The following is a 22,302-nucleotide window of genomic DNA, read 5'->3' on the forward strand; positions in this document are numbered from 1 at the left end:
TTTAGCAGTTTTTCTATTAATTACCGACAGAAAATAGGTCTTTGTCAATTGATAATGTGATTGTAACTAATCAAAAAGACCTAATCAAAACCCCGATAGCTACTGAACAGAAAGAATACTAGAATATAGTTGTACTACTATTAAGAATACTTGTTAATTAAGAAAAGAAAGAGGTAGGAATTATGAATCCACACTCAATCGCGAAACGATCGGCAGTGATCGCCATTTCCACGGGTTTACTGTTATCTCCGGTCAATACCTTGTCCACACCCACCGTTACGGCAACGGACCTGAAAGCAGAAGAAATATTAGCATCTTTAACAGAAGAGCAAAGACTTGCTTTGAAACAGTTGGAGTTAAACAAATTGAAAGGTCTTCAAGGCTTCAATGAAAGCGAATTGAATTCTGAAGAAGAAATCACAGTCATTGTTGAGTTTCACTCAAAACCATCTGATGTAGCCGTGTTAGAAGCTGCAGTAGAGGGGAAAGAGTTAAAGAAAGAAGAGGCTAAAGCGAAAGTTGACAACGAACACAAAGTCTTTAAACAAGATGTAGAAAAGCACCTATCAAATCTAAACAAAAAAGAAAAAAAAGCATTGCCAGAAATCACACAAACATATAAAACCGCCTATAATGGGGTGGCTATAAAGCTACCAGCCAATCAGGTAGAACAGCTCCTTCACTCAAAAGCAGTCAAAGCAGTGTACAAAAACCAAACATTTACGGTTGATCCCGTTAAAATGGCATTGCCGACAGATATAGATCGTAACATCACCACATCGGTAGAGAGCCTGCCTTATTTAAAAGTTGACGAATTACATAAAGAAGGGATAACAGGGGAAGGAATCAAAGTCGGTGTCCTGGATACGGGAGTGGATTATCATCATCCAGATTTAAAGGAAGCTTATAAAGGCGGTTATGACTTTGTTGACAATGACAATGACCCAATGGAAGCAACATATGAAGATTGGAAGGATTCCAGTCAGCCGGAATTAAGTCAAGTAGGCTCTACTTATTACACTTCACACGGTACACATGTATCAGGAACCATTGTCGGACAGAACAAGAACGATAGTGAAGTATCAGTTGAGGGAGTAGCCCCTGATGCTGATCTATATGCTTATCGCGTACTTGGTCCATACGGAAGTGGGTCCTCTGAAGGGGTCATAGCAGGGATTGAAAAATCTGTAGTAGATGAAATGGATGTTATCAATCTATCACTTGGCGCCAGTATTAACGATCCTTATTATCCAACAAGCACAGCGTTAAATTATGCTGTACTTAATGGGGTAACCGCTGTCGTATCAGCCGGAAATTCAGGATCTAATGATTTCACTCTTGGATCACCTGGTACAGCAGCACTGGCATTAACCGTTGGGGCAAGTGATGTACCGGTTTCACAAACCACTTTTACAGGAGAACTACCAGGTGGATGGTCCACGGAAGTCATCAGCATGGCAAGAGGATTTGCTCACCAATTTGCCAGCTTAGATGATAAGTCCCTTGAATTAGTGGATGTAGGCATGGGTAATATGAAAGACTATGAAAATATAGATGTCGAAGGAAAGATTGCTTTCGTACAACGTGGCGATTTTGCTTTAATTGACAAAGTTAGGTTTGCCAAAGAAAATGGGGCTGAAGCGGTCATCATGTACAACAATGTGGAAGGTCACGTTGGTTATAATCTAGGCGAATCTACTCACTTTATTCCTGCTTTCTCCATGACCAAGAAAGCCGGGGAAGAGTTGAAAGAAGCAATTGCGAATGGAGAAAACACTTTCACATTTAGCAACTTAGAAGAATCTTTCTCAGAAGGGGACAAGTTGGCAGATTTCAGCTCAAGAGGCCCAGTTAATAAAAACTATGATATGAAACCGGAAATCGTCGCACCAGGCGTAAGTGTTCTATCCACCTTCCCTTCCTATATGGTGAATCCAGAAAATCCGGAAGACTATAAATATGCTTATGCAAGATTGAATGGAACTTCAATGGCGTCTCCTTTTGCCGCTGGTGTGGCTGCGTTACTTCTGGGAGAGAATTCTGACCTTGAACCGTCAGATATCAAAACAATCCTTATGAATTCCGCTGATCCATTAAACGAAGATTACAGTGTATTTGAAGTCGGAGCAGGTAGAATCGATCCTTATCAAGCACTTCACAGTCAAACGAAGATACAAGTAAATGATGAAACATTGCTTCCTAACGGAGAAGACCTGATTACAATCAAGGAACAAACCGGGGGCTTAAGCTTTGATAATCAGATCGTATCAGAAGGTTCCCACATTCGGGTAAAAAAGACACTCGAATTTTCGAACGACAGTAGTAAGAAAAAAACATACAACATAGAGATTGTAGAAAATGTTCAAGAAGGAACCAATAGTCTGAAGGAAAACGGCGTACAGGTGAATATTGACAAATCAATTAAGGTCAATGCCGGGAAGTCAAAGAAATCAAATGTATTCCTAACAATGCCCAAGACAGCAAAAAAAGGCATTTATGAAGGATACTTAGTCATTTCCAACAGCAATGATTCTAGTGAAAGCTACCGGGTTCCTTTCAGCGTGAAGAAATCAGAGGAAGGATTCAACTCACTGGATTTACTTACACCAGCAATTACGCCTTCACATTATAATCATGCTTTTGATGGATTCAGAACGACGACGGCAATGGTGTTATTCAATTTAAGCTCGCCAGTAGACACGATGGATGTCATCCTGCAAGATGGTAAATCCGGAGAGGACCTGGGCTTAGTGGGAACACTTGATATGAACGGAGCAGAAGACAACCGTGATTATTTCTTACAAGCCTTTACCGGTGAATACTATAAGTTCACCGATAATAAAAAGGATCCCGTAGCATCTGAAACGAGTATTGCCCAACCAGGTCATTACAAACTGAAATTCGTCTCAACCTTACCAAGCGGAAAACAGAAAACCATTATGCATGATTTGTTCATTGATATTGAAGCTCCCGAAGTAAAAAGTTCACTCGACAGTGAATCTCCTTTCATTGAATACAAGCCTGGACAAAAGACAGTGCCATTCGAAATGGAAGTGACGGATTCAAACGTCGAAGCCATGCAAGAAGCAGGAGTGGACATTGACCAATCGTCCAACTTTGCGGTCTATACCTATGGATTCCCTTTACCAAACGGGCCTATCTATATGGACGAAAAGGGGAAATGGGTGGAAGAAGTAGAGATGAATGAATACTCAAAATCTCTTTCATTCAACCTTATTGGTTATGATAAAGCAGGAAACCAGGCGAAATGGAAGGAATACTTCTTCGTGAAAGAAGGGACTCCTGTTTCGTATACAAAACACGATGTAGAAACTGCAAGATCAGGAGATATCTTAAACGCTTCACTCGTATTGGATAATCTTGACGGAGTGAAAGAAGCAACCTGGTCGTTTGATAATCCAGGAATACAACATGTATACCTTGTTGAAGCTGCATTGACAAATGAAGTTAGTGATTATGCATCCATTGAAGTGGAAGGAAATCAAGTAAGAGTGAAATTCGACGAAAATAAAGCATTTGACCGAACAGAAGTAGTGGATGTAAAAGTAAGAGTACAAGACGAACTATTCTACCCGATTGGTTACATCAAACCTACAGCTATTATCATCAATGCAAACGATGAAGAGCAGATCTTGCTCAGTGCCGGAAATCGTTACAATCTAAAACCTACATTTAACCGCGTTCAAGGAAACTTGGCGCCAGAAGGGTATCTTGCTGAGGGTGGAGGTTTTACTGAATACAGAGATTGGGAGAAAGTAGGGGCTTCAATTAAGGTGACAAATCCTTCTGGGTATGATCTTGATGCTACCAACTTGCTTAATGGTACTTCTCGTTTTGAAATTGAGCCACTACCGTTAAGTAAAGATGACTATACATTTGAAGTAAGTGTTCCTGGACATTTTATGACAACACATGAAGAATCATTTGGCTTCGAATACAAAGGGACATTATACGGAGAATCAGAAACTACCCACATTAGCTTAGTAGGAGGAGACGTAAACCAGGACCATGTAATCGATATCCTAGATGCGATCGCAATCCAGGAGGCGTGGGGGACTGATAACCGTGCGGCTGATATCAATTTTGACACAGTCGTAAATGAAAAAGACTTGAGCTTTGTTGAGAAGAACTATTTGCAGCGAAACGAAGACGCAACGAATCCACCAGCACCTGCCGATTCCTGGGGTGGAAAGACGTTGGAATCCATAAAAAAAGAATTAGGACTTTAATCCATTTACCCTAGTGTAAGTTGGTAGGGGGTGTATGAAATGAAGAAGTTATCATATGCACTTCCTGAAGTAAACACCTGATAAAATCCTATAAGGAATGACCTCTTTCTGAAGAGATCATTCCTTATTTTTCTCAAATGATTCCCCTGTCATCACATTCATAAATCGCGCGAAAAACATCTCATACTCGAACGAAAAGGCAATCCGATGCTTTTTGGCTGTTTCTTCAAACTGAATATACGGTCTGATATCAGCAATGCTTTGTCCCCGGTGGATGCCAGTGCTGGAAGTCACTACATGAACGGGTAGGTTTCGAAACGTGAACATGTCATCATTGACTGCTGACATGAGGGTGATAGCATCATGTACCGGGCTTCCTTTAATCAATGGATTTCTCTTCTTATAAAAACCATAGTAATAGTCCAACAGAGGCTTAACAAGCTTCGATCGACCTTTATACTCGATGTAATCAACCATTTCAGGAGTTACAATCGCATGGTCAGTTACGTTTAAAGGGATGATGGTAAGATTATTCGCATATGTCAAAACAATCTTAACTGCAATCGGATCGGAATGAAAGTTTGCTTCAGATACCGCCGTTACATTGCCGGGTACCCAGAACGCTCCGCCCATAAGGTAGATCTTCTTTACTTTGTTCATAAGAGTCTGGTATAAGATGAACATATTCGCAAGGGATGTCAACCTTCCGACATTTACAATGATCAATTCATCTCCATATTTCTCTATCAATCTGATAATCTCAAAGAAATTTTCAATAATTCCTTCATAAAGACCAGGCTTAATTGGTCCAAGTCCATATTCTCCATGTATTTCAGGATAGAATTTAGGCTGTTCTGCAGTCATCGGAACCTCTGCTCCGCCAATAATCGGAATCTGATCGATAAGGTTCAACTGTTTCATAAGGTAGTGAACACTTGCCACAGCACGGGCTCTTGGGACATTTCCATAATCAGCAACAACCCCGACCAATTCAATCTCTTCACTCAGATAAGAATAGATCAAGGCAATGGTATCGTCGATTCCTATATCTGCAAATAACAATACCTTCTGCATGATTCATCCACCACCTCGGCAACATTTAATACTAGTATATGGAAAACAGTATTCAGATTATGTATTGGGGTACCCCTTCTAAAGAACCAAAAAATTTCACCATACAGGTTGAACTTTACGTTAACGTCAATGGTAAACTGGAAGTATCCAAATTTTCTAGCAAAGAGATGATCAGAATGACATATACGATAACTCAGCTGGCAAAAGAATTTAACGTAACGACACGCACGATAAGGTACTATGAGGAACTAAATTTGTTGCAACCGGTAAGGAGCGAGTCAGGAAGGAGGATCTATTCGAAAAGTGATATCACCAAATTGAAATTGATATTCAGGGGAAAACGATTCGGCTTCTCCTTGGATGAAATCAAAGAAATGATCCAATTATTTGATCAGGACAGAACCGGAAAGAAGCAATTAGAACGCACGATTGAATATGGAACCAAACGAATTGAGGAAGTCACAACATTTATTGAAGAGCTCGAAACAATGAGAACAGAAATGGAAGAACTAAGGGATGAGTTTACCAGAAAATTAAATGAGACAAGGGAGACATCAGATTGAATTTTTCAAGAAATGCGACGGGGAAGGTTATGAAACAAGCATTGCGTGTCGAAATACAGGAGGTAAAATCATGAAAAAAATTGAAAACTTCTATCGTGAAGATCCTCATTTCAAGGAACTCATGAAGCAATATCTGGACAAAGATTTTTTCGGCTGGGCAGACCAAGAGCTGGACGCATTCGGTGAGTTGTGTGCAGGGGAAATTGATGATCGAGCCGTACACACCGACCGTGAAGGTCAGCCAAGACTGATCAAATACAATCGATTGGGAGAAGAAATTTCTGAAATCTGGGTGAATGAAGGATATAAAAAAACGGTGAAACAAACCTATAACAAGGGAATAGTAGGTTATATCCATAAGGAGATTCCTGCACTCGGCCATAAAGGAAACTATGTATATTCCTATGCACAAGGCTATCTACTATCACAAACAGAGCCTGGTTTCTATTGTCCTGTCACCCTTTCCATGGCTACTGCCCTGCTTCTTGAAAAATACGCATCCGATCAGGTGAAAAAGAGATTCATGTCTCATGTCCTTTCAACAGGCGAAGTTGAATTATACGAGGGGGCTACATTCTTAACAGAACGTCAAGGTGGTTCCGATGTTGGTGCCAACGATACAAAAGCGGTGAGAAATGGTGATACTTATCAGCTTTTTGGTGAAAAGTATTTTGCATCCAACTCTGGGATGTGCGGCGTGACCATGGTGCTTGCCCGTATCGATGGTTCTGGCGATGGAACGAAAGGACTCAGTCTGTTTGCGGTTCCATGGAAGAACGATGATGGTTCACTGAATGGCATTCACATTAGAAGATTGAAAGATAAACTCGGTGTCCGTGCGGTCCCATCAGCAGAAGTGGAATTCGATGGAGCTGAAGCCTATCTTGTAGGAGAACCGAATCGCGGCATATATTATATGATGGAGGCATTGAATCTTTCCCGTGTCTGCAATGCCGTTGCCTCGATTGGAATCATGAGAAGAGCCTACATAGAAGCAAGAAATTATGCATTTTACCGTGAAGCATTCGGTCAGACATTGACCCAATATCCGATGATCAAAGAAACATTGTCTCATCTTGCAGCAAAGCATGAGGTAGAAACGAGTGCAGTATTTTATCTCGTTCATTTATTTGATCGCGTCGTATCAGATGATATCCCGACGACAGAAGAAGATTCAGCCCTAAACAGGTTACTAATTGCGATTTTGAAAAAGGAAACGGCTGAACAAGCGATTCATTTCTCCCACGAAGCCATTGAAATGCACGGAGGAAATGGCTACATCGAAGATTTTGTTTTGCCTCGCTTACTTAGGGATGCCCAAGTATTGACGGTGTGGGAAGGAACAGCCAATATTTTGGGACTTGAAGTATTAAGGTTAATGAATAAACATCGCGCTCATGAGTACTTTTTGGTGAAAATGAAAGAAGAGTTATCCAATTTGCCAGAAGAGCTTCTGTTGTTTAGCACCCCAGTTACAGATGGTATAGAAAAACTGGAACAATTATTGGAAAAAGTAGCAGTAGGGGACGTCGACACCCAAACATATCATTCAAAACGAATCGCTGAGTTAATGGCCAATATATTCGAAAGTGTCATCGCACTTAAGGATGCCCATACAATGGGCGGAGATAGGAAGCGGATGATTGCTGAAGTATTTATCGAGCATACATGGAAACAAACCGAATGGATTGATGAGGAAATGAAATCAGTACAATATTTCGATGAAATTGTTGGTGTAGCTGTAAGAGTGTAAAAAATAATTGGCCCCTAAGCTCGGCTGGAGTTTAGGGGCTTATATTATTTTTCGCAACAGCAAGGACAATCACATTCCTTTTTCGTCTTACACTTACAGCGTTCACATGAACACTCTTTTTTCACCAAGAAAAGCACCCCCAAATATGACTTTAGTTAATAATCATCGTAACCAAAACTTTAATTTTAATACATTCAGGTTGTGGTTAGAGGATGTTTTAATAAATTTTTTAGGAAAACAATAAAATCGCGGTTTCTTGTTAAATATGAGTATTTAAAATATATTGGTGATTTCTGATATGGATTGAATAACACGGAAAGGGTAAAATCGACCATATTGTTATGGTAACTAACCACTCCGACAGGAATTGAGTTATTTACAAATAATACAAAATAATATCCATTTGTTTACATGTATAATTCAATAAGGTAATATATGTAATTGCAGGAACTCATTAAAAGGGGAGGAAATGATGATGAAAAAATTATTGGTACCATTTATCTAGTTATCTATGAGTCTATTTATTGCTGCATGCAACAGTGAAGGCAGTACCGAAGAAAAAGACACTGAAAAGAACACTGAAGCAACAGAGGAAGAAGCAAAGTCAGATGAGATGGAAATGAAAAGCGCTCTATTAGACTATCAAATGGAGATAATAAACACGGTTAATGCGAATGATTCGGCTATCTATGCATTTGAAGCAGCTAAAGCAAAGGAAGAAGACCAACCATCTGATGAAGAAATCGCAAAACTGAAAACTGATGCAGAAGCTGCAGCAAAAACCGTGGCAGAAGATGTTCATGCTCTTGAGGTTCCTGCCGCACTTGATTCTAAAAAAGAGGAAATCCAAGGAGCGTTAGATGACCTTGCAAAATCGTACGAAACTCGAGCTGCCAAACTTTCAGATGAGGCGAACGCCGAATACACAGAATCAGATGAACAATTCGCAGCGTTTGAAGAAAAAATGGCCGCCGTTTATGAAGAAGCAGGCTTGACCAAACCTAGTTTTACAGCGGATATTGTAGATTAATAACGAAAGATTCATAGGCAGCAACAATTCCAAGATCAATAGGACAGCACTCGCTGTCCTATTTTTTATGCCTTCATAAAAGTTTACTCAACAAAACATTTTTAACCTCTTCATAATAAGATAGCTCAACTAAAGAAGGTTGCTATAGACCCACATGAATGCGGATTGATATGATAAACACAATTAAAGTGTGGAGGATTTAACCAGTGGATCAAGAAAAATATAAACAGTTAAAATTAGGTGAACGCGGAGCTATCATCAGTATCCTTGCATACATCGCATTATCAATAATAAAGTTTATCATTGGCAACACGGCCAATTCAGAAGCATTGCAGGCAGACGGCTTGAACAACGCAACAGACATTGTGGCTTCTGTTGCTGTACTTATTGGTCTGAAATATTCCAGAAAGCCTGCAGATCTGGATCATCCCTATGGTCATTGGAAAGCAGAAAGCGTTGCCTCTCTAATTGCCTCATTCATCATGATGATTGTAGGGCTTCAAGTACTATATAATGCCATACAGTCTGTATTTGACGGAAAAACCCAATCACCAGATCTTCTTTCAGCATGGACAGGGGTGGGTGCAGCTATAGTCATGTATCTGGTATATCGCTATAACAAAAGACTGGCTGAAAAAATAAACAGTCAATCCCTTATGGCGGCTGCCAAGGATAATCTTTCAGACGCATGGGTGAGTATAGGAACAGTAGTCGGAATTGTTGGAGCTCAATTCTATCTTCCTTGGTTAGACCCTCTGACGGCCGTTTTTGTAGGTCTCTTAATTTGTAAAACCGCATGGAATATTTTCCGGGAAGCTTCACACTATTTAACAGACGGATTTGATGAACAGTTGATTCAAACATATGAAGAAACCATTCAAACCATCCCTGGTGTAAAAGGGGTTAAGGATATACGTGGGAGAAACTATGGGAACAACACTGTCGTGGATGTAGTTATTTTAGTAAGGTCAACACTTGATATTAAACAGGCACATGATATTTCAAGCGTTGTAGAGAAAGAATTGATGAAGAAGCATGAGGTGTACGATGTGCATGTGCATGTGGAGCCGAATTAATATGTAGGAGGTTTCACATATACTTTATAATAGCTTGCAATTATGAACTGCTGAAGAAATTAGGAAGCATCAAAAAGGACCCATGCCGGGTCCTTTTTGATGGATGTCAATTCATATTAAATAAAAGCGTAGATTAGATTCAATCCGATGAATTCAGCCTATGACAAACATTCAGTGAAGTCTAATCAGATAAAATTCAATTAATTTGAAAATTAGGTAAAATACCTATTGCATAAAATAACCACGTGATGTTAAAATTCATTCACACGGTAAAAATAATTTTACCGTGTGAATCCAAATAACAGGTGATACAAAATGAAACCCATGTTCATCATTAAAGAATATGATCAACTCAAAGCACTCAGCGATCCGTTTCGAGTCAAACTTATGATTCGATTAGTTGAAAAACCCTATACCGGTCAACAGTTATCTGAAATATTCGATCTCTCAAGAGCTCGCATTCATTATCATTTAAAAGAATTAGAGAAACTCGGTTTGATCGAAATTGTTAAAACTGAAGAAAAGAATGGCATCGTCCAGAAATTTTATCAATCTGTTGCCAGCGGTTTTTATCCGGATTCAAGCATGCTTCCGCATAAAGAAGAAATTACCGAGACGAAGAGGCATATGATGTATGGAATGCTTGACAGGACAATGGCAAGAGTATTATCAGCACCACCAGAAGCCTTTGATCAAGCAGGTCCCGAAGATCCGACTGAATGGAATATTCTTGCTACTTCCTTAGAATTAAAAGTAACAGATAAACAATTTAAGTCGTTTATTGATAAATATTTCAAGCTAATAAAAGAATATCAAGACATAACAAAAGATAATAAATCGAATCCAGAAGCCAACTATTACTATCTTACATCTTATGGTTTCCAAGTTGATGAATCTGAGTATGAAAATAGAGTACTTAAAGAAGAAAAAGACCGTTAATGGTTTTTTTTAGACTGACTGTAAAATTAATTTTACTGATTAAGAATATTTTTTCGTCAAAACGGTTAATAAAATTTACAGTATGAAGGAGAGAGTTCGTATGAAAGAATTATTAATGAAAAACCGTAATTTTGCCTCATTATTCTTTGGGAGATTGGTGACGAATATGGGGGATAGTATCTATTATGTGGCTGCCATGTGGCTCGTTTATGAGCTGGGTGGAAGTGCCTTTTATACAGGGTTAGCCGGATTTCTTACCTTAATACCCGGAACATTACAGTTTTTAGTAGGTCCCCTTGTTGATAAATGGCAGATTCAGAAAATGCTGGTCAGAACCCAAATCATTCAAGCAATCCTGGTTATGTTAATTCCATTGGCACATTTTATGGGGTATTTAACAGTCTCGTTCATACTCATCATCATGCCGATCATTTCTGCTCTTAACCAATTCACCTACCCTGGGCAGGCAGCCATCCTTCCAAGAATCGTCAGAAAAGATCAACTTGTCAAAAGTAATTCACTATTCTCCTTTGCCTTTCAAGGGGTGGATCTTGCCTTCAATGCCCTTGCAGGAATCCTCATCACCTTAGTTGGCGCCATCACCCTCTATATGGTCGACGTTGTCACGTTTATTGCAGCAGCCATTTTGTTCAGTCTTCTCAAAATGGAATCCGAAAAGAAATCAATAGAAAAACAAACTGTAGGCGTAGCCTTAGCAGAATACAAGAAAGATCTAATTGAAGGTTTTACAATCGTATTCAAATCCCATCTGGCGAAATTTTTATTGGGATCAATCGTTGCAAACTTTGCCATCGGGTCCATCTATGCCATTTTGCCGGCATTTGCTGATGACAGAGGTGGCTCAGAATTATATGGTCTTTATTTGGCAGCCATTTCCGGAGGTGCATTGATCGGAGCCCTTGGTGCATCCTGGTTAGAGCGCTATCCGTTGGGTAAGCTTACGATTGTATTGTTCTTCTTGGGTGGAACTACTTGGATGATCTCAGGTTTTATTCCTATGAATAGCTTAAGCATTTTATTATTCGGCATGTCATGGATCCCGATCGGTGCCACCAATGTCATCATCGGTGCTGCTCTTCAATCAATCGTTCCACAGCATCTGCTCGGAAGAATTTTTTCTGTCACATCATCTCTAGGGGCAATGGCCATGCCGTTCGGATCCCTTATTGGCGGCTATCTTGCAGGTATATTCAGCAGTACGTCTGTATATATCGGGAGTGCTGGTGGAATCTTATTTATTTCCCTCGTGTGGATTTTAAACAAAACCTTACGTTCCCTTCCACACACCTCAAAGCTTAATCCAGAGGAAGTAGGCTTTGCAGATGAGAGCGTAACGGTTCCATCTTAATAAAAGCAACATCCCTTCTCAAAGAATTCCCATAAGGAAGGATGTTGCTTTATGATAAAACCCATTACTATGACGTGAAAGTAATGGATGATAATGGTAAACTAGAAGAATAGTACATTCAATATTAAATCCCATGGCATTTAGAATGTATTCTGGCATATTCGTATAATATTTGGGTTTCCTGGATGAACTTATTTGGACATTCCAAACTAGCAGGTCATCACGCTGAAAGTCAAATAACAGCAAATAAGGGGATGAACATTTAATGAAATTTCGTTCTAAAATTGATCGATTTTTTATTTCTGTGATTTTCATATCATTGCTTCTTATCACTATTGCATATTTAATTCCACTTATTTTTATAGGTCGCCCATCCATAATGGATATCATTATCGTTGTAAGCTTATATGCTTTTTCAGCAGGCTTCATTATATGGACAGGATTCTTTCAGCAATATGAGTTATGCGAAGATTACCTATATATTAAAGGAGGTCCGTTCAGGAGCCGAATTTTCTATGGTGATCTTACCAGAGTGAGAGCTACCCGGGATATTTCCTCTGGATACAGAATCCTATCTTCCAGGGATGCCCTTGAAATCTATTACCGAACCGGGTTTTGGGAGAGTGTTAAGATTTCACCTCGGGACAAGGAGCTTTTTCTATCTGAGCTGGATAAACGCTGTTCCCATTTGTACATTCAAAGTTCACCCCAAATCAATTCTAAATAATCTGAAACCTTGTTTGATTCATAACCGTATACTATATCAAGAGGTGATGAACATGACAGGAATATTATTCATTATACTAATCCCAATCGTCTTCACAATGATTGCTTTAAATCTTTCCCATTCATCAAAAAGAGTCGAAAGAAGTGGGGATGGGGGCTATTATGGTCCTTATGATGGTGGCCATGATTCAGCAAGCAGCTGTGACACCGGATTTGGCGGTGGGGATTGTGGAGGTGGTGGAGGAGGCGAATAACTTGCTTCCTTCTGTTTTTTTGCTCGTGACGACATATGTAATACATAGGAGATGAACACCGTTGAAGCGCTATTTTATTCAGCACCGAAATTTGGACATTCATATTACAGAATGGGGGGCCTCTTCAGATTCCGTAATATTTTGCCTGCATGGACTTGGTAGTACCAGTCTCAGTTTTATAGAAGTCGCTGAGGAATTAAAAGAGCATTACAGGATCATTTCAATTGATGCACCTGGCCATGGTAATACCCCTCCTTTTGAAAATGAAAAAGACTATGAGATGGATAAGATGGCTGATTGGATAAATGAAGTAACTGTTCTTCTTGAATTAGATTCTTTTTACTTCTTATCTCATTCATGGGGGAGTTTTGTCGCTCTTTACTACGCTGCAAAATACCCCAAAAGGGTACGCGATAGCATATTAATTGATGGAGGCTACCAGGGGAAACGTCATTCGAACCAAAGCTTAGAAGAGGAGGTTGATTTTTATAACAAAGACTTTGAACAGGTTTGGGAATCATGGGAAGACTTCCTGGCCCTCGTCAAAAGTGAAACATTAAACTGGAACCCCATAAAGATGGAAGCTGCGAAGGATCTTTGTCTCTATAAAGATAACCGATATTATTGGCATGCACGTGGTAGTACTGCCAGTCACATCATAAGGGCCATGCACAAGGATGAAGCAGAGGATATTTATCACAAGCTGGACTGTTCGATTCTATTATTAAAAGCAACCCTTCCCCATAGCATGGAGGAAAGCCGTAATAAGACTGCCGCTCTTTTCAAGGAACAAACCAGGGGGGAAGTAAAGTCGATTCCCGAAACCACTCATCTACTGCATTGGGACCGTCCTGAGATTGTAGTGAGGGAAATCAGGAACCGCTGGATATAGAAAAAAACGAGGAAGCACTCATTCTATGATTCTATTACAAGCAATGAAAGACCATGAATATACTCTTTGGATTCAAGAATCTATTAAAGAGTACGCAGAGGAAAAGACGAAAGCCGGTAACTTCCAAAAGGAAACTTCATTAGAGCAAGCCGAAAAAGAATTTAATCAATTACTGCCGGATGGACTGAAGTCAAAGGAGCATTATTTATTTACTTTAATTGATGGTGAAAACCAGGAAGAAGTAGGGACTTTATGGATTAATGTACAAGAGGACGGTAAAGAAGCATTCATTTATGATATTAAGATTCATGAAAGCAAAAGAGGGAGGGGGTATGGAAAAGAAGCCTTAAAGTCCTTGGACTCATATGCGAGGGAAAAAGAAATATCAAAAATATCGCTGCATGTTTTTGGTCATAACAAAGTGGCTCTTTCCTTGTACCAGAATACAGGGTTCGAAGTGACCAATGTCTTGATGTCAAAGACTCTTTAAGTTCGAACAAAGGACACCCCGGTGTCTTTTTCTATGATAAGGAGAAGATACAACTTGACTGCCTCAAGTGAAAAATACAGTTATAATGACAGTTATTTTTCAATAGGAAATACAGGAATACTAATTCTTGGAATGGTTGTACTAATCCTGATCATCGTATTCCATTCCATATTTTTTAAGAAAAGAAAGTAGGAGCCCTATGAGAATCGTAGGATATGCACAAATAGACGATTTGGAATCACTTATACAAATAGATTGTCAAGTGATTGGAAACGAAAGCAGGTATGAACAAATCCAGGAGGCAATAGTAGAAAAAAGGTGTTTAGTCGTTAGAGAAGGAGAAACTACTGCCGGGTTTCTTATATTTAACAACCACTTTTTCGGAAACACTTTCATCTCTCTCATCATTGTTTCACCAGAGGAAAGAAGGAAGGGCAATGCCTCTTTACTATTGAAACATGTTGAAGAAATTTCGCCGTCAAATAAAATATTCTCGTCCACTAATCGATCAAACGAGCTAATGCATAAAACTTTTCAAGGAAACGGCTATTCTGAAAGTGGAAAGATTGAAAACCTGGACCCGGGGGACCCGGAGATCGTTTACTATAAACAAAGAAGATAGGAAAGGGAGGTCATGGATTGGTTATCATTTTAGCCATTTTTCTATTAATCTTTTCATTTGATTTCACCAAATTCAGAAAGCAAAATCAAACCATGATTGAGCAAAATGAGAGAATTATCAAGCTTCTCGAAGAAATCAAGAATAAATAATTACATATGGAAGAAGGCTCCTTACTATGGAGCCTTGCTTCAATCGATTGTAATGTAATCCTCATCCAGGCTTTCTACTCCTTGATCGAACGTCAGCTTCGTTTTAAAGAGGTAGCGAACCCCGTTTTCTTCGGAGTATGGCAGAGATTTAGGAATCCGGTAGGTGAAGGATAATTTGTTTCGTTCTTCAGCCTTAATGCTATCAGATTTTAAAACGGTAGTTGAATCAATGATTTTTTCTTCCTTGCCATTATTATCAAGCATCACCAGGTCACATTCCACCCGCCTCAGCTTTTGTTCGATAATGCCTCCTTCTAAAAAGAAGTAACCTTGTAAAAGTTCTCCTTGCTTGAACGTATTTTTAGGTAAAACAAGATCAATCTTCGCAGAGCCTATACCAAAGAGAGACATATATTTACGTAAAATCATTAGCCATTCTCCTTTTTTGTTGAAGAATATTTATTATCTATTTTTTCTTCAATTTTGTTCATCTCATTTTTATCGTTTAATATTTCATTTTTGTTTTGTTCTATTAGTTGAGAGAGGTTCGTTTTTAATTTTTTCATTACCGATAACTTCCTTTCAAAATGAAGTGATATAGAAAAAGACCTTTACCGGAATCGGTAAAGGTCTTTTTAGACATATATAAACCTTCACCAACTGGTAAAGGTCTCGCTAACAACATGGTTGTCAATAAAGCCGAGAGTGATACACTCTGTAATGACGACTTTATTGTTACAGCTACTCCCCTTTAGGAGAATATTAAATTATGAGACTATCATAAACGATGGGGGGAGGGTTGTCAATGAATTTGGGTTTCGGGGTGAAGTGACGAGATTTTATGTCCTGTTACCTCGTCGATGTTTTTACTCAAATCGTCATACCACTTCTTGGTTTCTCCAGGGTTTTCACCATTCAAAAAGATGTGTTGATCATTCACCCTTATATAAATATAAGGAGCTTCCTTGTGTATAAACAACAAGCTTTTCCCATAACCTTTCACTTTGAATTGTCCTTTAGACATGGTGGAAAGACCGAATCCGTTGATTTTCCAGGTGACTTCTGGCATATCTTCCATTAACTCAACCGTTTCAATCTCCTCAAGCTGCCACACTTCTCCATACAAACCAGTGACCTCAAATTCCTCATCCTTAACGATCAAATCATATTTTTCATCCCCGAGATAAGTGAGGACACTCACAAATCCTAAAACAACCACAAACAAAGTAGAACTAATCCAGAAACTTCTCTTCCTTTTGCCTGAAACCTCAAATTTGGATAGATATACAAACCCCCCCATTAAAAAGACAAGCATATAACAAAATTGAACTTCTATTACAAATGGAAAAGAGGTGAAAGCAAGGGGAAGAAGGATAAGCATTCCGACCGCAGTATAAATCAATAAAGATCCGGTCTTTTTGGGGTAGCCATTTTTAATCAACTCTTCTTGTTCTGTCATACTCCGCGTCACAAAGCCCGAAATCAGCCAATAATTTTTTTGGGATCGGATCGCCCAACCTAATAATGAAAAAAGAATTATAACAATTAGTTGAATCCCAATCAGGATTCCCATGCACGTTCCTCCACTCAGTTTATGGATAGTATATTTACGATTTTATATTGATTTGGTTTCAATTATTTGGTGTTTTACGGGCGATAAATCATGTAATACCCAATAAACTCATTTTCGATTAGCCAATCCCGGGCATATTAATTTCTTAACTTAACGCTGAATACAGGAATCGAGCTGGAAAATAGAGAACTATGTGGGTAGAATAAAATGTGAGAACCAGAAAGGGGCAGTCGAATGTATGAATTGAAAACAAGACAAAATGACAGCAGTGTGATTGAATTTATCGAAGCAGTACAGAACGAAAAAAAACGCGAGGATGCATATAAATTGCTGGATCTTTTCACAGAGACGACGGGGTTTGAAGCCAAAATGTGGGGACCAAGCATTATTGGGTTCGGTTCTTATCATTACAAATATAAAACAGGGCACGAAGGGGATGCTCCGTTAGTCGGATTTTCACCGAGGAAAGCGAAAATAAGTCTATATTTCGCACCAGGGGATCCAGAGAGAGAAAAGGTATTGAAGGTATTCGGTAAGCACACAACAGGAAAAGCATGTGTGTACATTAACAAAGTAGCAGATGTCGACCAAGACGTTTTGAAACAATTGATAAATCAATCTGTGAGCTTTCTTCAAAAAACATACCCCAATCCTTAATTAGGATAATAAGGAGGAATTAGTCTAATTTCCATGACTAATTCCTTATTTTTTTTACGTTGAAGCTTTATATTTGATATTAAAGAAAATATCTTATAATATTAATCTCGAATTAAAACTATTTCATTTCGAGGTAATCAAGTTAGTTTCAATGAACTGGATGATGAAATTCACAATTAGAAAGGGACGATTCAACATGACAAAGGTTTTATACATTACAGCACATCCGCATGACGATACACACTCCTATAGCATGGCAGTAGGAAAAGCATTTATTGACACATATAAAGTGGCAAATCCAACTCACGAAGTTGTGAATGTAGACTTATACAAAGAAAACATTCCCCAAATTGACGCTGACGTATTCAGTGGCTGGGGAAAATTACAATCCGGGCAAGGATTTGAAGAGCTTTCACAAGAAGAACAAGCAAAAGTTGGCCGACTTGGTGAATTATCAGATCAATTTGTTCAAGCTGATAAATATATCTTTGTTACTCCATTCTGGAACTTCTCCTTCCCTCCAGTAATGAAGGCATATATTGATTCTGTATCCGTTGCAGGGAAGGCATTTAAATATACAGAACAGGGACCTGTTGGGCTTTTAACTGACAAAAAAGCTCTTCATATTCAAGCTCGCGGAGGTATTTACTCTGAAGGCCCGGCTGCAGCAATGGAAATGGGTCATCGCTATCTTGACGTCATGATGCAATTCTACGGAGTTCCTTCTTTCGAAGGCTTATTCGTAGAAGGTCATGCAGCTATGCCTGACAAAGCTGAAGAAATCAAAGCAAATGCGATTGCAAGAGCTAAGGATTCAGCACAAACTTTCTAATAGAAAGAAAGAGTCAACTTCGGTTGGCTCTTTTTTTATTTTCCGTAAAAATGAAACTATTTTCTCTATAAATTCGTATGAGAACATACAGAAGGAAGAATAGAGGAGGAAGAAGTATGAAAGAACAATTTTTTATCGATATTGAGGTTTCTGATTCATTATCAAAAACCTTACAACATCTTATTGATACAAAAAGAGCTGAAACGGGATCTCAAAATGTTTACATTCAAAATGTCATTCCATCAGGGGACAAACGTTTCACGGTTATTTTAGAAGTTCTTCAGGAAATCTATTAATCTTACCTGAGAGTACTACACGTAATACTCTGCACCAAAGGTGTAAAAAAAAGAGAGACCCTCCATAACTATCGAGGGTCTCCTTGCTTTATCTCTTTATAAACATTTGCGTCCAATAATGACCGTACGATCCACCCTTCACATAGCCTATTCCGATTTCTGTATATGTTGGGGATAGGATATTTTTTCTGTGTCCTTCGCTGTTCATCCATGCTTCAACTACTTCAGCAGGTGTCCTTTGCCCTGCGGCAATGTTTTCACCTGCTGCTTGATAGGAAATTCCGAAATCCTTCATCATTTGGAAAGGAGAGCCGTATGTTGGGGATGTGTGGCTGAAATAGTTCTTCGCAATCATGTCTTCCGACTTATAACGTGCCACACGTGATAATTCCCAATTTTCCTTCAGTGGAGGTAAACCAACTTTTGATCGTTCCTGGTTTACCAGCTTCACCACTTCGTATGTATAACTTTCAGCAGTCTGATTTGCTCCTGGTATGTTAAGGGTTTGTCCAGGATAAATCATATTCGGGTTGCTGACATTCGGGTTCGCCGATATCAACTCAGATACACCCACCTGATGCTTTACGGCAATCTTCCACATTGTGTCTCCATAACTCACAGTATACGTACCTGCTGCGGAAACATTAGAAGCTTGACCAAAACCAATGACAAAAGTGACAGACAACAATAAGATAGATAAAAGTTTTAAAGTTTTCATAGTTCTATTGAAATATAATTCTGTTAATTTTGAAACAGGTAGTTGTTACCACCATCCCGGTAATCCCATAAAATCAACATATAGTAAATATTACTAGGATATTTTCATTCTGTAAGATGGTGACTATATAATCAGAGTTAATTAAATTCCAAATCATGGTCGTTTTTGGGTATAATGGAAAATAGTAACTATTAGTGGTCTGATTAATAGATTCTTTGAAGCAATGTCTATTCCTAAAAGAGCGAACTCAAGATTATTGAAAAAATGAAACTATATTCTTTATATGATCGTAAAACAGGAAAGGAAGAAATTAAATTACGCATCCTTACTCTTCCAACTTTCATTTCAAAGGGGACTTCATTATGTGGATCAACTTATTCTTCATGATTATCTTCATCATCGGGATCGTATATCTCATACGGTTTCGATTAAACCTTAAATATTCCGCTGAAAAAGCAGTCAATGCCCTGTATCCAACCAATGAAGAAGATATGTATAGCATTTTGATTCCAAATGAATTCAAGGTGATGCAGCCTTTAACAAAGGAAACAAAATCTTATCAGTGGGTGAAATGGGGGACGGTAGGCGTCATTAGCCTGTTAACTGCATTATTAGCGGTTGTATACTTCACCGATATGCTTCATCAATCTATTTTTAGCGTTGTCTATCTCTTTTTCATTCTGATCAGTTCCATTAAACACCGTGGAAATTTTTATTTGTTAACTGAAGGCCTAATACTGAATGGCTATTATGTTCCATGGAGCAGGGTTAAAGGATATGAAGTAGAAAAGATTATTAAGTGGCACGAGCTGTATGGCCTGGATGACAAAATCAATCAAGCCTACAAATTAGAGGTGAAGGTGAAAAACAAATGGATTCACCCACAGTTTGTAGTGGTCAGAAATCAGAAACATTTGGAAAGAATCCTATCACTTTTAGAAAAGCAAGGAGTGCAGAACATAAAAGAAAGATCCCACAACCCAGTTTCTAAAAATGTATAACAGTACACATAAACGGAAATGACACACCGCCTGTTTCTGTTTCACCTTATAATGCACGAACAATCGGATCTCTATGAACTTCCATGATAAAAAGGAGCCACAAAAATCATGGGAGTTATTCGCCGGAATTTAGCTATTTGCTCTAATCGAAGACAGCTGGTAGTGAAGGTTATGAAATTAGTATTTAAGGAGATGACAAAATGAGCTGGTTAAATTGGAATGACTTATTAGCACCTTCCAACCCATACGCTGCAGTGTTCTTTGGAATAATCCTCACCCTCATTGTTGCATGTAGTATCTGGTATGAAACCAAACAAAAACGAATATTGTTCATTGCAATCGTAACAGGTGGTTTGACAACCGTAATTGGAGTGGGGCTCCTCACAATGATTGGATTCTATTAGAAAGGAAGGCGCATAATGAAATCGCTTTTTTTCGTTATTGTAGGTGCACTTTTAGGATGGGGGATCACCGGCTTTTTCACCAATGGATTTGAAACGGATTATTTATTCATTCTTATTATCGGTATTGTTATTGGGTACAACATCGGGAGAAGTAAGGAAAAAGAAGACTTTACAGAATCCCTTTAAGAGAAGTGAATATTTCTTCAGGGGATGGAACGGAATTGATTATTTATGGATATGAGTATCCTCCAGAACGGCCGGATAAATATTAAGGTGTCTCTTAGTTTTGAAAGATTTAATAATGAAAGGGGGATAAAAATGAATAGACTGCCTGCAATTGAAGCAGCCAAGAAATTTGTATTAGAGACCTTTCCAACATGTCAGGCAGCACTTCTCGGTGGCAGTGTGGTCAGGGGAGAAGAAACAAGTACATCCGATTTAGATATTGTCATCATTGACGGAACCCTCCGTTCAGAATACCGGGAATCTTTCAACTTACATGGATGGCCGATTGAAGCCTTCGTCCACACGAGTGAAACGATTCGGGACTATTTCCAAAAAGACTGTCATAGAGCCCGACCTTCATTGCCAAGGATGGTATCAGAAGGAATCCCCATCATCGATCATCCCTTCATTTCACGCCTCAAAGAAGAAGCAAATATTCTTTTGAGGGACGGACCTCCAAAATGGAACACTCAAACGATTGATATGAAGAGATATTTCCTTACTGATGCTTTGGATGATTTTATTGGATCAGAGGAGAGAGGAGAAAGCATCTTTATCGCGGGCTCCATTGGGGAATCCCTTCATGAGTTTGTACTCAGAACCCAAGGTCATTGGATTGGTGCCTCGAAATGGATTATACGGGCATTGAAAGAATATGATGAAAGCTTTGCAGAGGAATATGTAGAAGCTTTCGACCACTTTTATCAAAATGGGAACAAACAACTCATTGTAAGGTTGGTGGACTCTGTATTGGAACCACACGGAGGACGTTTGTTCGAAGGATTTTCTTTAGGAAAGAAGTAAACTATAAAAGCCCTTCAAGAAGAAGGGCTCATTTCAATTCTGTCATTATACTACTATCTGAAACTCATCATGATCGACACTGTTTACACCATCGTCGAAGACCAGTCGGGTGACAAACTTATAAGAAACATTGTCACTACTCGGTGGAAATGAATCTGAAAGTCTGCACGAAAAGTGAATGGTGCGTTGTTCGTTTGCTTTCATCGTTGATGAGCTTAATATAGTATTGTGATGAAGAACAGATGAGCGGTCACTATTCTGATCGTACTGTAAAAGGTCGGTCTCGATCCTTTTTAATTTCTGCTCCACTCGTCCTCCTGTAAGTTCATATTCCCCTTTAATGACGTCTCCCGGGCAGAACTCTTTTTTGTTCAATACCAAATCAATCTTTGTTGCACCAATACCGAACCTGCACATCAGTTTACTAAACATAACAGCCATTCAACCTCTCATTCATCTAGTTACCAATTCTACGCAATAAGGAGAGCTTTGGTTTCACTTTTCTACACCTTTTCTACGACTATATTCTAAAAGAAAAGAAGCCCTCCTGTCTATAATCCTTCTTCGACATATTTCGCGTTATTCATAAGCGTTATGGGTTTTTT

Annotated in this window: 26 protein-coding genes; 20 read left to right on the forward strand and 6 right to left on the reverse strand. The window is 38.9% G+C overall.

Features of this window, described 5'->3' with window-relative positions:
* Positions 1-182 precede the first annotated feature (182 nt).
* On the forward strand, positions 183-4,250 hold the full coding sequence (locus FZC88_RS24640) for a S8 family serine peptidase (protein ID WP_148993851.1): 4,068 nt from the start codon (positions 183-185) through the stop codon (positions 4,248-4,250).
* A 117-nt stretch (positions 4,251-4,367) separates the two neighbouring features.
* On the opposite strand, the gene FZC88_RS04825 is transcribed toward FZC88_RS24640, so the two are convergent.
* Positions 4,368-5,327, reverse strand: a complete 960-nt coding sequence (locus tag FZC88_RS04825) for a nucleoside hydrolase (protein WP_148993852.1) — start codon at positions 5,325-5,327, stop codon at positions 4,368-4,370.
* 173 nt (positions 5,328-5,500) lie between these two features.
* Here FZC88_RS04825 and FZC88_RS04830 point away from each other — a divergent pair, with 173 nt between their 5' ends.
* The 12 genes from FZC88_RS04830 (at position 5,501) to FZC88_RS24340 (ending at position 15,187) form a co-directional block, all read left to right on the forward strand.
* Positions 5,501-5,887: a MerR family transcriptional regulator gene (locus tag FZC88_RS04830; protein ID WP_148993853.1), complete on the forward strand. Its 387-nt coding sequence runs from the start codon at positions 5,501-5,503 to the stop codon at positions 5,885-5,887.
* Between the two features lie 70 nt (positions 5,888-5,957).
* Positions 5,958-7,640 carry an acyl-CoA dehydrogenase family protein gene (locus FZC88_RS04835; protein WP_148993854.1) on the forward strand — a complete coding sequence of 561 codons (1,683 nt, stop codon included), beginning with the start codon at positions 5,958-5,960 and terminating at the stop codon, positions 7,638-7,640.
* Positions 7,641-8,151: 511 nt separating this feature from the next.
* Entirely contained in the window at positions 8,152-8,670 is a 519-nt protein-coding gene (locus FZC88_RS04840; RefSeq protein WP_148993855.1) for a hypothetical protein, read from the forward strand.
* Positions 8,671-8,876: 206 nt separating this feature from the next.
* Positions 8,877-9,746 (forward strand): cation diffusion facilitator family transporter, encoded by an 870-nt coding sequence (locus FZC88_RS04845; RefSeq protein ID WP_148969040.1) that lies wholly within the window; start codon positions 8,877-8,879, stop codon positions 9,744-9,746.
* Positions 9,747-10,061: 315 nt separating this feature from the next.
* Entirely contained in the window at positions 10,062-10,685 is a 624-nt protein-coding gene (locus FZC88_RS04850; protein WP_148993856.1) for a winged helix-turn-helix domain-containing protein, read from the forward strand.
* Positions 10,686-10,785: 100 nt separating this feature from the next.
* On the forward strand, positions 10,786-12,054 hold the full coding sequence (locus FZC88_RS04855; protein WP_148993857.1) for an MFS transporter: 1,269 nt from the start codon (positions 10,786-10,788) through the stop codon (positions 12,052-12,054).
* 379 nt (positions 12,055-12,433) lie between these two features.
* On the forward strand, positions 12,434-12,781 hold the full coding sequence (locus FZC88_RS24710; RefSeq protein WP_397541173.1) for a PH domain-containing protein: 348 nt from the start codon (positions 12,434-12,436) through the stop codon (positions 12,779-12,781).
* 52 nt (positions 12,782-12,833) lie between these two features.
* Entirely contained in the window at positions 12,834-13,034 is a 201-nt protein-coding gene (locus tag FZC88_RS04865; RefSeq protein ID WP_148993859.1) for a hypothetical protein, read from the forward strand.
* 61 nt (positions 13,035-13,095) lie between these two features.
* Positions 13,096-13,926 carry an alpha/beta fold hydrolase gene (locus FZC88_RS04870; protein ID WP_148993860.1) on the forward strand — a complete coding sequence of 277 codons (831 nt, stop codon included), beginning with the start codon at positions 13,096-13,098 and terminating at the stop codon, positions 13,924-13,926.
* Between the two features lie 25 nt (positions 13,927-13,951).
* Positions 13,952-14,416 carry a GNAT family N-acetyltransferase gene (locus FZC88_RS04875; RefSeq protein WP_148993861.1) on the forward strand — a complete coding sequence of 155 codons (465 nt, stop codon included), beginning with the start codon at positions 13,952-13,954 and terminating at the stop codon, positions 14,414-14,416.
* 199 nt (positions 14,417-14,615) lie between these two features.
* Complete coding sequence (locus tag FZC88_RS04880; RefSeq protein ID WP_148969033.1) at positions 14,616-15,038, forward strand: GNAT family N-acetyltransferase; 423 nt, start codon at positions 14,616-14,618, stop codon at positions 15,036-15,038.
* A gap of 17 nt (positions 15,039-15,055) precedes the next feature.
* A complete protein-coding gene (locus tag FZC88_RS24340; protein WP_262371695.1) occupies positions 15,056-15,187 on the forward strand; it encodes a hypothetical protein in 132 nt (43 codons plus the stop codon).
* Between the two features lie 39 nt (positions 15,188-15,226).
* Here FZC88_RS24340 and FZC88_RS04885 read toward each other — a convergent pair whose 3' ends face one another.
* From FZC88_RS04885 to FZC88_RS04895, 3 genes are all read right to left on the reverse strand, one after another.
* On the reverse strand, positions 15,227-15,616 hold the full coding sequence (locus tag FZC88_RS04885) for a sporulation protein (protein WP_148969032.1): 390 nt from the start codon (positions 15,614-15,616) through the stop codon (positions 15,227-15,229).
* Positions 15,616-15,753 (reverse strand): FbpB family small basic protein, encoded by a 138-nt coding sequence (locus tag FZC88_RS04890; protein ID WP_148969031.1) that lies wholly within the window; start codon positions 15,751-15,753, stop codon positions 15,616-15,618. The genes FZC88_RS04885 and FZC88_RS04890 overlap by 1 nt, the downstream gene beginning before the upstream one ends.
* 236 nt (positions 15,754-15,989) lie before the next feature.
* The gene (locus FZC88_RS04895) at positions 15,990-16,760 is read right to left on the reverse strand and encodes a DUF3784 domain-containing protein (RefSeq protein WP_148993862.1); all 771 of its coding nucleotides are present in this window, start codon (positions 16,758-16,760) and stop codon (positions 15,990-15,992) included.
* 234 nt (positions 16,761-16,994) lie between these two features.
* On the opposite strand from FZC88_RS04895, the gene FZC88_RS04900 reads away from it, so the two are divergent.
* From FZC88_RS04900 to FZC88_RS04910, 3 genes are all read left to right on the forward strand, one after another.
* On the forward strand, positions 16,995-17,417 hold the full coding sequence (locus FZC88_RS04900) for a DUF1801 domain-containing protein (protein ID WP_148993863.1): 423 nt from the start codon (positions 16,995-16,997) through the stop codon (positions 17,415-17,417).
* Positions 17,418-17,613: 196 nt separating this feature from the next.
* Positions 17,614-18,249, forward strand: coding sequence for an FMN-dependent NADH-azoreductase (locus tag FZC88_RS04905; RefSeq protein ID WP_148993864.1), 636 nt, complete (start codon positions 17,614-17,616; stop codon positions 18,247-18,249).
* A gap of 116 nt (positions 18,250-18,365) precedes the next feature.
* Positions 18,366-18,545 carry a hypothetical protein gene (locus FZC88_RS04910; protein ID WP_148993865.1) on the forward strand — a complete coding sequence of 60 codons (180 nt, stop codon included), beginning with the start codon at positions 18,366-18,368 and terminating at the stop codon, positions 18,543-18,545.
* An 88-nt stretch (positions 18,546-18,633) separates the two neighbouring features.
* Here FZC88_RS04910 and safA read toward each other — a convergent pair whose 3' ends face one another.
* Positions 18,634-19,263 carry a SafA/ExsA family spore coat assembly protein gene (gene safA / locus FZC88_RS04915; protein ID WP_148993866.1) on the reverse strand — a complete coding sequence of 210 codons (630 nt, stop codon included), beginning with the start codon at positions 19,261-19,263 and terminating at the stop codon, positions 18,634-18,636.
* A 362-nt stretch (positions 19,264-19,625) separates the two neighbouring features.
* Between safA and FZC88_RS04920 the strand changes: the two genes are divergently transcribed.
* From FZC88_RS04920 to FZC88_RS04935, 4 genes are all read left to right on the forward strand, one after another.
* Complete coding sequence (locus FZC88_RS04920; protein ID WP_148993867.1) at positions 19,626-20,264, forward strand: hypothetical protein; 639 nt, start codon at positions 19,626-19,628, stop codon at positions 20,262-20,264.
* A gap of 200 nt (positions 20,265-20,464) precedes the next feature.
* The gene (locus FZC88_RS04925; RefSeq protein WP_148969024.1) at positions 20,465-20,668 is read left to right on the forward strand and encodes a hypothetical protein; all 204 of its coding nucleotides are present in this window, start codon (positions 20,465-20,467) and stop codon (positions 20,666-20,668) included.
* A gap of 15 nt (positions 20,669-20,683) precedes the next feature.
* Entirely contained in the window at positions 20,684-20,854 is a 171-nt protein-coding gene (locus FZC88_RS04930; RefSeq protein WP_148993868.1) for a tRNA U-34 5-methylaminomethyl-2-thiouridine biosynthesis protein, read from the forward strand.
* Positions 20,855-20,995: 141 nt separating this feature from the next.
* On the forward strand, positions 20,996-21,697 hold the full coding sequence (locus FZC88_RS04935; protein ID WP_148994289.1) for a nucleotidyltransferase domain-containing protein: 702 nt from the start codon (positions 20,996-20,998) through the stop codon (positions 21,695-21,697).
* A 45-nt stretch (positions 21,698-21,742) separates the two neighbouring features.
* Here the strand turns inward: FZC88_RS04935 and FZC88_RS04940 are convergent, their stop codons facing one another.
* Entirely contained in the window at positions 21,743-22,129 is a 387-nt protein-coding gene (locus FZC88_RS04940) for a sporulation protein (RefSeq protein WP_222928930.1), read from the reverse strand.
* Positions 22,130-22,302 lie beyond the last annotated feature (173 nt).

This window comes from Rossellomorea aquimaris (assembly GCF_008180865.1).
Lineage (GTDB): Bacteria > Bacillota > Bacilli > Bacillales > Bacillaceae_B > Rossellomorea > Rossellomorea yichunensis.

Excerpts from the sequence above, each read along its gene's own strand:
- FZC88_RS24640 (WP_148993851.1), top strand. The coding sequence starts at position 183 with ATGAATCCACACTCAATCGCGAAACGATCGGCAGTGATCGCCATTTCC.
- FZC88_RS04830 (WP_148993853.1), top strand. The coding sequence starts at position 5,501 with ATGACATATACGATAACTCAGCTGGCAAAAGAATTTAACGTAACGACA.
- FZC88_RS04835 (WP_148993854.1), top strand. The coding sequence starts at position 5,958 with ATGAAAAAAATTGAAAACTTCTATCGTGAAGATCCTCATTTCAAGGAA.
- FZC88_RS04840 (WP_148993855.1), top strand. The coding sequence starts at position 8,152 with ATGAGTCTATTTATTGCTGCATGCAACAGTGAAGGCAGTACCGAAGAA.
- FZC88_RS04850 (WP_148993856.1), top strand. The coding sequence starts at position 10,062 with ATGAAACCCATGTTCATCATTAAAGAATATGATCAACTCAAAGCACTC.
- FZC88_RS04855 (WP_148993857.1), top strand. The coding sequence starts at position 10,786 with ATGAAAGAATTATTAATGAAAAACCGTAATTTTGCCTCATTATTCTTT.
- FZC88_RS24710 (WP_397541173.1), top strand. The coding sequence starts at position 12,434 with ATGGATATCATTATCGTTGTAAGCTTATATGCTTTTTCAGCAGGCTTC.
- FZC88_RS04865 (WP_148993859.1), top strand. The coding sequence starts at position 12,834 with ATGACAGGAATATTATTCATTATACTAATCCCAATCGTCTTCACAATG.
- FZC88_RS04875 (WP_148993861.1), top strand. The coding sequence starts at position 13,952 with ATGATTCTATTACAAGCAATGAAAGACCATGAATATACTCTTTGGATT.
- FZC88_RS04880 (WP_148969033.1), top strand. The coding sequence starts at position 14,616 with ATGAGAATCGTAGGATATGCACAAATAGACGATTTGGAATCACTTATA.
- FZC88_RS04885 (WP_148969032.1), bottom strand. The coding sequence starts at position 15,616 with ATGATTTTACGTAAATATATGTCTCTCTTTGGTATAGGCTCTGCGAAG.
- FZC88_RS04890 (WP_148969031.1), bottom strand. The coding sequence starts at position 15,753 with ATGAAAAAATTAAAAACGAACCTCTCTCAACTAATAGAACAAAACAAA.
- FZC88_RS04895 (WP_148993862.1), bottom strand. The coding sequence starts at position 16,760 with ATGGGAATCCTGATTGGGATTCAACTAATTGTTATAATTCTTTTTTCA.
- FZC88_RS04900 (WP_148993863.1), top strand. The coding sequence starts at position 16,995 with ATGTATGAATTGAAAACAAGACAAAATGACAGCAGTGTGATTGAATTT.
- FZC88_RS04905 (WP_148993864.1), top strand. The coding sequence starts at position 17,614 with ATGACAAAGGTTTTATACATTACAGCACATCCGCATGACGATACACAC.
- FZC88_RS04910 (WP_148993865.1), top strand. The coding sequence starts at position 18,366 with ATGAAAGAACAATTTTTTATCGATATTGAGGTTTCTGATTCATTATCA.
- safA (WP_148993866.1), bottom strand. The coding sequence starts at position 19,263 with ATGAAAACTTTAAAACTTTTATCTATCTTATTGTTGTCTGTCACTTTT.
- FZC88_RS04920 (WP_148993867.1), top strand. The coding sequence starts at position 19,626 with ATGTGGATCAACTTATTCTTCATGATTATCTTCATCATCGGGATCGTA.
- FZC88_RS04925 (WP_148969024.1), top strand. The coding sequence starts at position 20,465 with ATGAGCTGGTTAAATTGGAATGACTTATTAGCACCTTCCAACCCATAC.
- FZC88_RS04930 (WP_148993868.1), top strand. The coding sequence starts at position 20,684 with ATGAAATCGCTTTTTTTCGTTATTGTAGGTGCACTTTTAGGATGGGGG.
- FZC88_RS04940 (WP_222928930.1), bottom strand. The coding sequence starts at position 22,129 with ATGTTTAGTAAACTGATGTGCAGGTTCGGTATTGGTGCAACAAAGATT.